Here is a 13,566-nt window from a genome sequence, read left to right as displayed (position 1 = left end):
TCGCGCAGGGCAACCTATGAAAAAGTTCCTTTATGTTTTGCTGGTACTGGCAATGCTACCTGTTGCGCTGCTGGTCATCATCACGCCTATGGATAGCCAGAAACAGTATATTTTTGGTCTGCTCAGTATCGGTGTGCTGTTTTTAATGGGATTCAGCAAAAAACGCAGTGTGTCCGTCATTATGGTGGTCATGTCGATTTTATTATCGACGCGCTATATGTATTTCCGCCTGACGCAAACCCTGCATTTTAATTCCGAAATTGAAACCATTCTTGGGATGGGACTGTTTCTGGCGGAGGTCTACGTCTGGGTCATGTTGCTGCTGAGCTATCTGCAGACGGTCTGGCCGTTAAAACGCGAGATTGTGCCGCTGCCGGATGATATGAGCCAGTGGCCGACGGTGGATGTCTATATTCCTACCTATAACGAGCCACTGGATGTGGTGCGTGATACGGTGCTGGCGGCGCAATGCATTGATTATCCTCGTGATAAGATGAATATCTACCTGCTGGATGACGGCAAACGCCGCGAGTTTGCTGTGTTTGCCGCAGACGTTGGCGTCGGGTACATCACGCGTAACGACAATAATCACGCCAAAGCCGGTAACCTCAACCACGCCATGAAGCTGACGCAGGGTGAGTTGATTACCGTGTTCGACTGCGACCACGTTGCGACACGCATCTTCCTGCAGGCGACAGTGGGCGGTTTCCTGAAAGATCCGAAACTGGCGCTGGTGCAGACACCTCACTATTTCTACTCGCCGGACCCGTTCGAGCGTAATCTCTCCGTTGGACGTAACATTCCTAACGAAGGGACGCTGTTCTACGGGCCGATTCAGCAGGGCAACGACAACTGGAACGCCACCTTCTTTTGCGGTTCCTGTGCGGTGATTCGCCGTAGCGCGCTGGAAGAGATTGGCGGTTTTGCCGTAGAGACCGTTACCGAAGATGCTCACACCGCGCTCAAATTGCAGCGCCGTGGTTGGGGCTCGGCATTCCTGGATATCCCACTGGCTGCCGGCCTGGCGACTGAACGTCTGGTGCTGCACGTTATCCAGCGTACCCGCTGGGCGCGTGGGATGACGCAGATTTTCCGTCTGGATAACCCGCTGTTTGGTCGCGGCCTGACTATCCAACAGCGCCTGTGCTACCTGAGCGCCATGCTTTACTACCAGTTTGCGCTGCCGCGTATTGCGTTTGTGACCGCGCCGCTGGCCTATCTGTTGTTTAACCTGAACATTATTCACTCCTCAGCGAGCCTGGTTTTCGCCTATGCGCTCCCGCATCTGTTCCTCGCGATTTACGTCAACTCGCGCATGAACGGGCGCTATCGCTATAGCTTCTGGGGGGAGATCTACGACCTGGTGCTGGCCTTCCACATTGCGCTGCCGACGGTGGTGACGATGTTTTTCCCGAAACGCGGCAAATTCAACGTGACCGACAAGGGTGCGCTGCTGGACGTGGGGTACTTTGATTTTAGCGTGGTGCGCCCGCATTTGATTATCGCCCTGCTGCTGGCGGCCGGGGTGATTGCCGGTATCGTTCGCGCCTGTGCTCATGACTACTTTGGCGTGGATCCGCGCGTTATCGCCCTTAACGTCGGTTGGGGGTTGTACAGTCTGATCTTTCTGTTGGCCGCGATTGCCGTTGCGCGCGAAACCCGACAGACGCGCAAAACCATTCGTATTGATGCGGAAATCCCGGTACTGCTCCACCATGCCAGCGGTGTGGTGACGCGCAGTCATACCGCTGACCTGTCGATGGGCGGCTGCCGTATTGTGGCGCCGGATGATCGCCATCTCGATGATGAGATTGAAGAGATTGAGTTGCTGCTGCAATCCGGCGCGATCCTCATTCCGGTAAAAACCATCGCCACGGATGAAGAATCGATTCGTCTGATGTTTGAAGACATCCCGCTGGCCCGCCGTCGTGAACTGGTGCGCGTGGTGCTCTCCCGTGCGGATGCATGGATTCACCCACCGAAACCTCAGGACAACCCGTTCCGTTCGTTGGGGACCATTATGCGTTGTGTGTTTGACCTCTTCTGGCTGACCTGGAAAGACCGTCGCGAAAACCGCCGTTTGCGCGCCGGCCAGGATCAGGCCGCTTCCCAGGAGGAGGGCAACGCATGAAACGTCTGACAACACTGGCTGTGCTGGTCGGCGCACTCTTTATGATGCCGCTGCATGCCGAAGACACCTCCATCGAGTCGCTACTGAAATTAAACGAGCCGGCGGAGACGCCACCCGTGCCGCCGCCCGGCGCACCGGTATTTATTCCTTCGGTGGTTAACAGCATCAGTCTCGCGCAGATGGGTTTCCCGGAAGGGATTTCCCTGACGGGTGGTCAGTTCCAGGGAGGCGCCTCCTTTACCCTGCCCGTGGACCAGGTGATTACCACGGCGCGCCTTGAACTGAACCTGAAAGTGTCGCCCGCGATGGTGGCGCGCAATGCCACCATGCAGTTGATGCTCAATGGTCAGCCGCTGGGGACGGTACCGCTGACCGTGACCGACAGCGACACCGCGCGTTATCAGTTGGATATTCCCTCGGCGCTCATGGTGTCGAGCAACAACCTGAGCTTTAAAATCAACGATGGCGATGCCATGCAGTGCCAGCGCGACCTGAGCGATAAATATCGCGTCATCATCATGGCGGATTCCCATTTCGAGCTGGAAGGTCAACAACTGGACATTGGCGCCGATTTAAGCCACTTCCCGCGCCCGTTCTTTGACAGCATGCAAATGACCCCGGCGGCGATCGGTATGGCCTTCCCGGCGAAGCTGAGCGCCGATACCTTAAGCGCCAGTGCGCTGATTTCATCGTGGATGGGGATCCAGGCTGACTACCGTGGCGTGTCGTTTGCCGCCTATCATGACCGCTTGCCGGAAAAGAACGGCATCCTGATTGGTCATCCGGGCGAGCAAATCGGTGGCCTGACGCTACCGACTACCGAGCAGCCGCTACTCAAAGTGGTCGATAACCCGGCAAACCCGGTTTATAAGCTGCTGCTGGTGGTGGGTAAAGATGATGCCAGCCTGCGCGCGGCGGCATGGCGTTTAACCCGCGGCAATTTCGCCATGCAGACGCCGTCGGTGGATGTCACCCCCCAAACGATCCCGGCGAGTAAGCCTTACGATGCACCGCGCTGGATCCCCACCGATCGTCCGGTAAAACTGTCAGAACTGATCCGCAAAGATCAGAGCCTGACCACCACGGGGCTGTGGCACGATCCGCTGCGCGTGGCATTCCGTGCGGCACCGGATCTGTTCCTGTGGGATGGCGAAACGATTCCTCTGCATATTGGTTACCGTTTCCCGACGGAAAGCTGGATTGATGAAGACCGTTCGTGGCTCAGCATGACCATGAACGATACCTTCCTGCATAACCTGCCGGTGAATAAGCAGGGGGCGCTGGAAACGTTGTGGCATAAGCTTGGCGGTGATGCGCGCCAGGAGAAGTTTGATATGCCGCTGGAGCCGTACATGATCTATGGCGACAACCAGCTCTCGCTGTACTTCAACATTCAACCCAAGGCGAGCGCCCCGTGTAGTGTGCTGCTGAACAATAACATTAAGAGCCGTATCGAAGACGACTCGTGGATTGATCTCAGCCATACGCGTCACTTCGCGCTGTTGCCGAACCTCTCTTATTTTGTGGGCGCGTCCTTCCCGTTTACCCGGCTTGCGGATTATTCGGAAACGGTGCTGATGCTGCCGGAAAAACCGACTGAAACGCAGATCGCCACGCTGTTGGATATGGCGGCACGTTCCGGTAACGCGACGGGAACGGCGCTGGGCCGCAACCGGGTGGTGCTCGGCGTACCCACTGGCGGGGCGGGTGTTGAACTGCTGAACGACCGCGATGTGCTGGCAGTCACGGGCCTGGATCAGCATGACTTTAACCGCGCGATCCTCAATACCTCGCCGTTTGTGATGCACGACTCTACGTTGGGCGTACGTGAGCCAACGACCTGGGAGCGTATCAAACGCTGGATAGCAGGGGACTGGGCATCAGACGGGCTGGATGCTGACCGCTACTTCTCCTCCAACGAAGCCTGGCGCGGGTTTGTCAGCTTCCGTTCACCGTGGAATAACGATCGTCTGGTGGTACTGGCTATCGGCAGCAATGACGAGCAGCTCTCACGCCTGCACGGTGACCTCGCCTCAGCGAAAATTAACGCCGGGATCCGCGGCGACGCAGCGGTGATCACCAATGAGAACGGCGTGCGCAGTTTCCGCGTGGGCGAGCAGTTCCCGAGTGGCGAGATGCCAACGCAAATGCGCGTGATTTGGTATGCGAATCAGCACTCGGCGCTGCTGGCGATTTTAGGGCTGCTATTTGGCTGTATCGTTGGCTCGGTGCTCTTTGTCTGGCTGAGAAACCGCGCGAAACGACGTCTGGATTTGGACAACCGCAAATAAGAGGGTGACAAGAATGATGATAAAAACCGCCCGCCGTTTGACGACGCTGTGCCTGTCCGGCGCGCTCACTTTCGGTATGCCAGGGCTGGCTCATGCCGCCGCGAATGATGCCGCGCTCAAAGCCTTATTTGACCAGGCGAACTACTGGCATGAGAAATCCCACGATGACCTGGCGATGGAGTCGCTGCGTAAAGTGTTGATGGTGGATGCCAATAACACCCAGGCGATGTACCTGATGGCGTTATGGGCGCAGCAAAATGGCGATCTGCAAGTCTCGTCCCAGTGGCGTACGCGGCTGGCGCAGGTTTCTCCTGACGATCCGGGGTTGCAGGCGCTGGATAATGCCAAACAACTGACGCAGGTTCCGCAGGGGCAATTGAGCCTTGCCCGTCAGCAGGCGCGCAGCGGTAACGTACCGGCGGCGCTGGCGACCTGGCGCAGCATGTTTAACGGCGATACGCCGCCACCCAGCCTCGCCCCTGAGTACTACCAGACGATGGCGGGAGACAAAACCCTTTATCCGCAGGCCGTGTCGCAACTGAAAAATTTCGTGATGCATAACCCGCAGGATACCTCTGCGCGCATTGCTCTCGGCAAAATCCTGACCTGGCGTGAAGAGACGCGCCGCGACGGCATTTTGTTGCTCGAACCGATGGCCAGCGGCAGTAAAGAGGCCGATGACGGGTTGCGTCAGGCGCTGTTATGGCTGGGGCCGCAGGCAGGCGATGAGCGCTTCTACGACACCTGGCTACAGCGCCATCCGCAGGATACTGATGTCCAGAACTATTACCGTAAAAATGTCGGCGGCGCGGCGAAAGGCGCGGGCTATACGGCGCTGAACAGCGGTGATAACAGTGCGGCAAAAAATAAATTTGAGCAGGTGCTGCAAACCAACCCTAACGATGCTGACGCTCTTGCCGGGATGGGCTACATCGCCCAGCGTAGCGGTGATTACAAAGCGGCGGCACAGTACCTGAATCGGGCAGCCAGTCAGGGCGGGGATGCTTCTGATGAGCGTAAAAATCAGGCCGCAGATGCGGCGTTTTACGGCCAGCTCGCCCAGGCGCAGCAGGCATTGAAAGAGGGTAATATTAGCCAGGCGCTGGCGCTTTCGGCCCCGCTGGCACAAGAGAGCGGAGAGCGTGGCACGGCAGGAAAACTATTCCGTGCTTCCGTACTGCGGCAGAACAAAGACTTTTCACAGGCCGAACAGACCCTGCGAGGTCTTCTCAACGAGCAGCCGCAGAACGCCCCGGCACGGGAAAATCTCTATTACGTCCTGCGCGACCAGAATAAAACGGAAGAAGCGCAGGCGATGCTGCGCACTTTACCCGCCAGCCTGCAGGAAAAACTGCAGCCGCGGGTGGTCGCGGGGGCGCCTGGCGATCCGATTCGCCGTCAGGCACAGCAACTGGTCCAGGCCGGTAATACTGACCAGGCGATTTCGGTACTGCGCCAGGGCGTTGCCCGCGTGCCGGATGATCCGTGGTTGCGTCTTGACCTTGCCCGCCTGCTGCAAAAATCCGGGCAGGAAGGTGAAGCGGCCACGGTGATGATCCCGGCGGGTCGCGATGGTGCTAACAGCAACTCGCTGTACGCCGCTGCGCTCTATGCCAGCGAAAGCGGGGCCTGGCAGCAGGCCAACTCTCTGCTGGCGCGTATTCCGCCGTCCAGCCGTAATAGCCAGATGCGCGATCTGTCGGAAAGTGTGAATTACAACCTGCAAATGGCGACGGCAGAACGTTACCTTTCACAAGGGAACATGACCGCGGCGTCCAATACGCTTAAAGCGCTGGCCAGTCAGCCGCCGAAAAGCCCGGTCGATGCAGGGAAACTGGCGCGGATGCTTGCCCGTTCGGGTGATATCACCACCGCCGTATCGCTGGTGCGCAACAGTATTAAAGACGGCGTAGAAGGCAACGCCGGGGATTATGCCGATCAGATAGCGGTACTGAACCAGGCGGGGCTCACTCAGGAAGCGCAAACCCTGATGTCGAACCCGGAGCTACAGGCGCGCAGTACGCCTGCTCAGCTTGCAGGGATCCGCAATGGCTACGTGATTAATGAAGCCGACAAACTGCGTGAAGAGGGCAACTACGCCGCGGCGTATGACAAGCTGATCCGTGCGCTGCAAAGCGACCCGCAGAACACCGATTTGATGTTCGCTATGGGCCGTCTGTACCAGACAGGCAAAATGAACAAAGAAGCGGGCGTGCTCTATGACTACCTAATGACCCGTGATACTGAGGATCAGGCGGCGCGTGTGGGGGCTATCGACGTTGCGTTGTCTGAGAATAACGTGCAAAAGGCCACCACCCTTGCCAGCGGTCTGCGTAGCGACAGCTCACCGGAACGTATGCTGTTGCTGGCGCGTCTGGAAGAGGCAAAAGGCAACCACCAGCAGGCGATGACCTACTTACGTAGCGCACGCGGTAAGCTGGTGGGGCTGGAGTCGTCTAATAGCGCCGCTACGCCGACGATTGGCGGCATACTGTTGGCAGATAATCCGTTTACCACTACCAGTAAAACGCCGCCGCAGTCGAGTTCTCCACAGGCGTTGTACGGCACTATTCTGCCGTGGCAGGTCGCGCAAGTGGCTCGTGAGCCGGGGAGCAGTTTGCCGGGCACAACCCGTACCGATTTGCCGGTCGAGACCGCGCAAAGCCGCACGCTGCGTCAGGTTGATAACATGATGCAGGAGCTTGATGAGAAGAAAGGGATGTGGTTGCAGGGCGAGGTCGATATCCGTGGCCGTGACGGTGAGTCGGGCACCAGTAAACTGACCGAAGCCAAAACGCCGCTGACCTGGTCAAGTTCGCCGTTTGGTGAGTCGCGCTTCGAGTTTACCGCCACGCCGATCAGTTTGAGTTCAGGAACCGCTTCGGGCGATGCCTGGCGCCGTTATGGCTCGAACCCGCTGGCGAATGCGGTGACCAATATCAGCCAGTCTGTCACCAATGCCAATACCACAACCGATACCAACGCGACGGACAAGTTTACTGACCTGTCCGGGTATGCGGATGCGAATAAATTGTCGCCGTTTACCGATACTGGCCTGGAACGTCTGGACCGGTTGTTAGGTACCGATTTAGGCCGTCTGAAAGCGCTCAGTACCTCCAGCTATAAAGCGAGTTCCAGCGATCCGATTAACTCATCAACGGATTCGCAAAACGGTAACGGCGTTGAGCTGAATATGGCGCTCAGTGGCGATAGCTACCGTGTGGATATCGGCAGTACGCCGCTCGGTCAGGACATGAGTACGCTGGTGGGCGGCGTGAAATGGTCGCCGAAACTCTCTAATTACCTGACGTTAATTCTGACCGGCGAACGCCGCGCGGTGACCGATAGCCTGCTCTCCTATGTTGGCCTGAAAGATAAATATTCAGGGGACAGTTGGGGTCAGGTGACGAAAAACGGCGGTAGCGTACAACTGAGCTACGACGACGGTGATGCGGGCTTCTTCGTGGGGGGCGGTGGTTACAGCTACATTGGCAACAACGTGGCGAGCAACACCAGCGCCAACGCCAACGCTGGCGTGTACCTGCGTCCGTGGCATGATGATTTCCGTCAGTTGCAGACGGGCTTAAGCGTCAGTTGGATGAATTTCTCGAAAAACCTCAGCTACTTCACCTATGGACAGGGGGGCTACTTTAGCCCACAGAACTATGTCAGCGTGTCGTTACCTGTCGATTTCTCACAAAAAATCGATAACTGGAAGCTGAGCCTGGGCGGATCGGTGGGATACCAGTCCTACACCCAGGATAAGAGCGATTATTTCCCGAACGATCCCGAAGCACAGAGAATGTTGCAGCAACTGGCTGATATGGGCTTTACCAAAGAAGCGCAGTATGGCAGCAAATCGCAAAACGGGATTGGCTATACCTTCCGGGCAGGGATTGATTACAACCTGAACAAGAACATGACCGTCGGCGGTAGGGTCGGTTACGACACCTTTGGCGACTATAACGAAAGTACTGCCGGGATCTGGTTCCGCTATATGTTGGGAGATAAATAATGACGTCGAGTACGGCTAATCCTTTACTGCTGTCTTATTTTCAACGGCAGCAAACGCCAGCCGGTTGGTTTGACCTGCTGTCGGTAATGGTTGATGGCATGGTGAGAAACGTGGGGGAAGCGGAAAGCCAACCCTTCTTGCGCCAGATGGGGGCATCGCTGGCGGAACGTTTTCCTCTGCCTGCCTCACAAACCATCGGCGAACTCGAAGCTAACATCAACGCGCTGCTTGCTGAGTTTAATTGGGGCTATATTGATATTGATGCCAGCGAAGAGGGATTATCGTTCCGCCATCAGGGGTTACCGGTTTCCCGGGATGAGAACAGCCAGACGCGTTGGTGTTACGCATTTTGCGCCATACTGGAAGGGCTTTATTCCCGTTGGCTGCAGGGACAGGGCGGACAATCGCATCTCGCTTTTAGCCGCCAACGGCTTTACTCCGTATCGGACGTTGTGTTCCGCTACGCTAACCCACAATGAGTCTGAGTATGTTTAAACGTGTTTTCGCCATGATGGTGATGATGGTGAGTGTGCTTTTTTCCTCGTTTTCACAGGCGGGACAGGCCTGGGAAACGTACAAAGCGCGCTTTCTGATGACGGATGGCCGTATTGTTGATACTGGCAATAAAAACGTCTCTCACACGGAAGGTCAGGGTTTCGCCATGCTGATGGCGGTGGCCAGCAATGATAAAGCGGCGTTTGACCGCATCTGGGGATGGACAGATAAGACGCTCAGGAACAAGGATAATGGTCTGTTCTACTGGCGTTTTAACCCCGTCGAACCGGATCCGATTGCCGATAAAAATGACGCAACGGATGGCGATGCCTTAATTGCATGGGCGTTGTTAAGAGCCAGTCAGCGCTGGAATGATAACAGCTATGCCACCGCATCGGATGCCATTACCCAGGCGATGATTAAACATACGGTGATCAATTTTGCGGGTTATCGGGTGATGCTGCCGGGCGCGAAGGGGTTCAATCTCAACAGTTATGTGAACCTGAACCCGTCGTATTTTATCTTCCCGGCATGGAAAGCGTTCGCCAACCGTAGCCATCTGGTGGTCTGGAATGATCTGATCCGTGATAGCACCACGCTGCTTGGCAAAATGGGCTGGGGCCAGTCGCATTTGCCTACCGACTGGGTATCACTGTCGGCGGATGGCAAACTGAGCCCTGCCAAAGAGTGGCCGCCGCGCATGAGTTTCGACGCCATTCGTATTCCGTTGTATATCTCATGGTGGAACCCGCAAAGTTCGCTGCTGACGCCGTGGCGCAACTGGTGGCAGGGTTATGATCGTAGCCGCACCCCGGCCTGGGTGAACGTTACAACCAACGATACCGCCCCGTACAATATGAATGGCGGTTTGCTGGCGGTACGTGATTTGACGATGGGCCAAACGTCTGGCGAGCCGCAAATCAACGCGCAGGATGATTATTATTCTGCCAGTCTGAAAATGTTGGTCTGGCTGGCACAGCAGCAACAGTAATTTTCCGCTTTTCCTGGTGATGTCTCCTCACCCTCTCCCTGAGGGAGAGGAATCCCCACAAAAATGCGAGCACGAACGGTCCCCTCTCCTCTTTGGGGAGAGGGCCAGGTCGAGGGGAAATAACCTACTGCGGATAGGGCACCCAGTCGCCGCCGTTCAGACGAACATACGGCTTATTCTGGTACTGAATCACCACGGCGTTAGCATTTTCTGAAACCGGTGCTGTCTGCGGCAGGCCGCTGGTCAACTGATCCCAGTTCACGCGATCTTCGGTGAATATCTTGCCATCCAGCACGCGCGTCACCAGTTCTGATATCGCCAGGAAGCTGCTCGGTTGATTGATCTCAATCGCAGGCCCTTCATGCGGCGCCTTCATACCAAAGAACTTGATTGCCGTTGGGACGTGGGTAATCGATGGGCTTGGAATATCACGCAGGCCGGAAACCTGCATCTTATCGCCCTGCAGCGCCGCGCCATGTTCCGGTACCATCACCACCATCACCTTACGCCCGGATTTCTCCAGTTGCGTGAAGAAGGCATCCAGCTCATCAAACAATTTCTGGGCGCGAATTTTATAATCCGCCGTCTGGCGCACGCCGGGGAAATGGTTACCGTCGTGCAGTGGCAGCAGGTTATAGAAGGTCGCGGTACGCTGACCATTATTGTTCGCCTCGTTCTCCATCCAGCGGTTTAACACGGCGGTATCGTCATAGACCGGGGAGCCATCAAACGACAACAGAACCGGCGGCAAGCCTGCCTGATTCATCAACGGCACTTGCACGCCGCCGTTGTCGCGGATCTCTTTGAGGAAATCACCAAACACGCCGTTGTGATCCATCATCAACTGTTGGGTGAAGCCCAGTTTGGCCAGGTTATCAAACAGGTAGCACTGGGCACCGGCTGTCTGGTAGAGATTTTTATGCGATGTCTGACCGCAGCTCGCGCGTAGCAGACGAATGGCCGCCGGGCCGCTATAGGCAGTGGCCGAATTAAACTGCTTAAAAACAATATCGAAATGTGACCACAGTGGGTGCGATGACAAACCTGCGGCATCAATATCTGACCAGGAGAGCGAACAAATGTTGATAACCAGCAGATCAAAAGGCTGAGCATCTGTCGGCAACTGGGTCGGGAACGGCGTCTGGCGTTTCTCTTCGGAGGCATAGAAACTGGCGAGCCAGGCATTCAGGTTCTCAGAGGTTGGCGGCGCGGTTTGTGCCGGAATATCGCCCACCACGGGGGTTGCCGCGGTATTCGCGACGGTCGGCGCCACTGTACCGCCCGTTGTGGCAAGGGTATTTTGCTGAGTGCTTTGCGGCCACAGGGTGAAGGCCGGACCGACAATCGTCAGCACGTTCAGCCAGATCATAATGGCGACGACAAATACCGTGACGCGGATCCACTGCGCCAGGAACAGCCAGGCGACCAGCAACACGAACAGTGCGCCAATCATCTGCCAGTTAATAAAACGCGTTACCAGATCGAGCAGGTAATCGGCGCTAAAGCCTGCTACCTGGGAGCCCTGACTCATAATGCTATCGATACCCGGTAGCCAGGTATCATGCCAGAACAGGCCGAAACCAATCGGGATAGCAATCCAGTGGCGCAGGCGGTGCAGGCCCGGACCTGGCAATGGCATCAACAGAAAGGCCATAAACACCAGGTTCAGCAACGGATGAAAATTAAGGTAGCCCGCCCACAGCAAACCAAATTTCACCAAAAAATAGAAATTCCAGCCGGATAAACCGCGCCAGTGTTGCCACAGCATCGAGGGCCTGGAAGGCGTCAGCGTTTGATTAGTCATGTTTTCGGTCTGCCTTGACGAACGATTCCCGACGCAATATGCCGGCCGGTTTAACGTAGCGAGGTTTAATAAACATTATTCTTGCAATAAGACGAATGCGGTACAGCCAGTGGCGTGCCAGATAGCCCAGCGGGAAGAAAATCAGCGCGCAAAGGATAACGAGTTCAATAATATCGGCGATAGACATCATGATGCGCTCCCCGTCTCTTCACTTAACAGTCGCAGAGGTTGGGGGATACGTCGCCAGACTTGCCCGTCATGCTCGGCATTCATGATTTTCGGCTCATCGCTTGTACCCGCTAGCGGACTGCCCCATTTTTCCGGCCCGACTTCCCGCAACAGCACCAGCTCGGCCGCAATCTGGTTGTCTTCGAACCACACCATGCGGTTAGAGAAGATGTCGGCTGTGGGTAGCGGGAAAATGTGGTTAAGGGCGGTGTCGAGATCGTTTACACGACAGAACGACAAAAACATCAGCAGGCGATTATCGCCGATGGTGACAATATCCCCGGCACGGTTCGGGCGGCAGAGCGTTAGCGCTTGTTCTACGCGAATACCGGGCACCGGGCGCAGCGCCACCAGCACCCCTTTGCCGTCTGGCGGTAACAGCGTGTTATTCACCATATTGGCTACCGCTTCGCAGAACGTGGTCCACGGCTGGAAGCCGCGCAGCTTGAGCGGCAGTGTCATTGAGAGCAGCGTAGAGATATCTTCCGGCACAATGCGTTTAAATTGTTGCCCCTGTACGCTTTCGATAAGCGTCAGGCAGCGGGAGAGTGGGGCGTTCCAGGGGATGACCATGTTTGCGCCACACCGCAACAGCAAACGTTCATCCGTGGCGCGCAGGCTGGCCCTGGTTTCACGAACGATAATCTTCAGTGCGCTACCGCGCTGGCGGCGCAGAGTATGAATCTGGCGGGCAATGGTTTCGATTTGGTTATTCTGACTCAGGGCGAAAATAAGGGTCGCGGCCTGGCTGGTTCGCGCCTCGTCAAACATTCCTTCGTTGGTTTTAAATAGCGTCCAGTGTTCAGAAAGCGCGGGCGCCCCTTCCAGCACATCGACATTACTGAGCACCCGTTTTTCATCACTGCGCGGCTGGACGGAGGCCTCTTCCTGCTTCGCTAATTGCCAGTGACCATCATGATGTTCAAGAATAAGTTGTTGCTGGGCACTCACGCCTCTGTCGTTACACCACCAGGCCACATCATAAAGATGCGTTCCGCTTGTATAACGCAAACTTGCCAAACCGAACAATGAACGGTATTTACCTATCAATACTGATGATTGCCTGTCGCTATTGTTTGCAGGGTTTATTACCAGCAATGCGCAGTTATGATATTTCGTCCACTCATGAATTCGTATTAGCCAGTGGTGTAATTTCTCTGCGGAAATATTCTGCCAGGCGTTATTTGCACATAGCAAAATGAGTAAATAATTTTCCGGCTCAATAGAACAAAGTAAATCGCGGGAGAAAAAGTATAGACCCTTTTCATGACTTGGCATGGAAAAAAGTTGTATTTTTTTGGGGCCGTGATCGGATTCTAATCTGAGGATGTTCTGCAAATCATAACCCATACCCGCAACCGCGACTTTCGCGTTTTCAGATTGCGATGCAATTGTTTGATTAACAAGGCTAATCGCGTCTTCTTCACGATCAGCGTTAATCCACCAGACGCCGCCAGCAGGCATGTGACGTAATTCGTCCCATAGCGACTGGATGCCAATAGAAAATATGGGGTCCACGGTGTCCCTCTACGCGTAATTTATCTGTATCTCAGTTTACTAGCGAAAGCAGAGAAATAAACCTAACATTGAAATTAAAGAACATCAGATTTA

Annotated in this window: 8 protein-coding genes; 5 read left to right on the top strand and 3 right to left on the bottom strand. The window is 55.7% G+C overall.

Annotated features, from left to right (window positions below; translation table 11 throughout):
* Nucleotides 1-16 precede the first annotated feature (16 nt).
* Genes bcsA through ABU190_RS13580 form a run of 5 tightly spaced genes read left to right on the top strand, consistent with a single transcriptional unit; the run spans nt 17 to nt 9,923 of the window.
* Complete coding sequence (gene bcsA / locus ABU190_RS13600) at nt 17-2,131, top strand: UDP-forming cellulose synthase catalytic subunit (RefSeq protein ID WP_110296465.1); 2,115 nt, start codon at nt 17-19, stop codon at nt 2,129-2,131.
* Entirely contained in the window at nt 2,128-4,422 is a 2,295-nt protein-coding gene (bcsB, locus tag ABU190_RS13595) for a cellulose biosynthesis cyclic di-GMP-binding regulatory protein BcsB (protein WP_354691602.1), read from the top strand. Before bcsA ends, bcsB begins: the two co-directional genes overlap by 4 nt.
* 13 nt (nt 4,423-4,435) lie before the next feature.
* Entirely contained in the window at nt 4,436-8,437 is a 4,002-nt protein-coding gene (locus tag ABU190_RS13590) for a cellulose synthase subunit BcsC-related outer membrane protein (RefSeq protein WP_354691601.1), read from the top strand.
* The gene (bcsD, locus tag ABU190_RS13585) at nt 8,437-8,916 is read left to right on the top strand and encodes a cellulose biosynthesis protein BcsD (RefSeq protein WP_354691600.1); all 480 of its coding nucleotides are present in this window, start codon (nt 8,437-8,439) and stop codon (nt 8,914-8,916) included. The genes ABU190_RS13590 and bcsD overlap by 1 nt, the downstream gene beginning before the upstream one ends.
* 8 nt (nt 8,917-8,924) lie before the next feature.
* Nucleotides 8,925-9,923, top strand: coding sequence for a glycosyl hydrolase family 8 (locus tag ABU190_RS13580; RefSeq protein ID WP_354691599.1), 999 nt, complete (start codon nt 8,925-8,927; stop codon nt 9,921-9,923).
* A gap of 124 nt (nt 9,924-10,047) precedes the next feature.
* On the opposite strand, the gene bcsG is transcribed toward ABU190_RS13580, so the two are convergent.
* From bcsG to bcsE, 3 genes are read right to left on the bottom strand one after another with little or no spacing between them, the layout of a single operon-like run.
* Nucleotides 10,048-11,727, bottom strand: coding sequence for a cellulose biosynthesis protein BcsG (bcsG, locus tag ABU190_RS13575; RefSeq protein ID WP_354691598.1), 1,680 nt, complete (start codon nt 11,725-11,727; stop codon nt 10,048-10,050).
* Nucleotides 11,720-11,917: a cellulose biosynthesis protein BcsF gene (bcsF, locus tag ABU190_RS13570; protein WP_039080215.1), complete on the bottom strand. Its 198-nt coding sequence runs from the start codon at nt 11,915-11,917 to the stop codon at nt 11,720-11,722. Before bcsF ends, bcsG begins: the two co-directional genes overlap by 8 nt.
* Nucleotides 11,914-13,473: a cellulose biosynthesis c-di-GMP-binding protein BcsE gene (gene bcsE / locus ABU190_RS13565; protein ID WP_354691597.1), complete on the bottom strand. Its 1,560-nt coding sequence runs from the start codon at nt 13,471-13,473 to the stop codon at nt 11,914-11,916. Before bcsE ends, bcsF begins: the two co-directional genes overlap by 4 nt.
* Nucleotides 13,474-13,566 lie beyond the last annotated feature (93 nt).

Source organism: Phytobacter sp. RSE-02, from assembly GCF_040578655.1.
Taxonomy (GTDB): Bacteria; Pseudomonadota; Gammaproteobacteria; order Enterobacterales; family Enterobacteriaceae; genus Phytobacter; species Phytobacter diazotrophicus.
Note: the sequence above shows the minus strand (reverse complement) of the source record. Positions and strands in the feature narration are given on the sequence as shown.

Coding starts and splice junctions, on each gene's coding strand:
- bcsA (WP_110296465.1), top strand. CDS start 17: ATGAAAAAGTTCCTTTATGTTTTGCTGGTACTGGCAATGCTACCTGTT.
- bcsB (WP_354691602.1), top strand. CDS start 2,128: ATGAAACGTCTGACAACACTGGCTGTGCTGGTCGGCGCACTCTTTATG.
- ABU190_RS13590 (WP_354691601.1), top strand. CDS start 4,436: ATGATGATAAAAACCGCCCGCCGTTTGACGACGCTGTGCCTGTCCGGC.
- bcsD (WP_354691600.1), top strand. CDS start 8,437: ATGACGTCGAGTACGGCTAATCCTTTACTGCTGTCTTATTTTCAACGG.
- ABU190_RS13580 (WP_354691599.1), top strand. CDS start 8,925: ATGTTTAAACGTGTTTTCGCCATGATGGTGATGATGGTGAGTGTGCTT.
- bcsG (WP_354691598.1), bottom strand. CDS start 11,727: ATGACTAATCAAACGCTGACGCCTTCCAGGCCCTCGATGCTGTGGCAA.
- bcsF (WP_039080215.1), bottom strand. CDS start 11,917: ATGATGTCTATCGCCGATATTATTGAACTCGTTATCCTTTGCGCGCTG.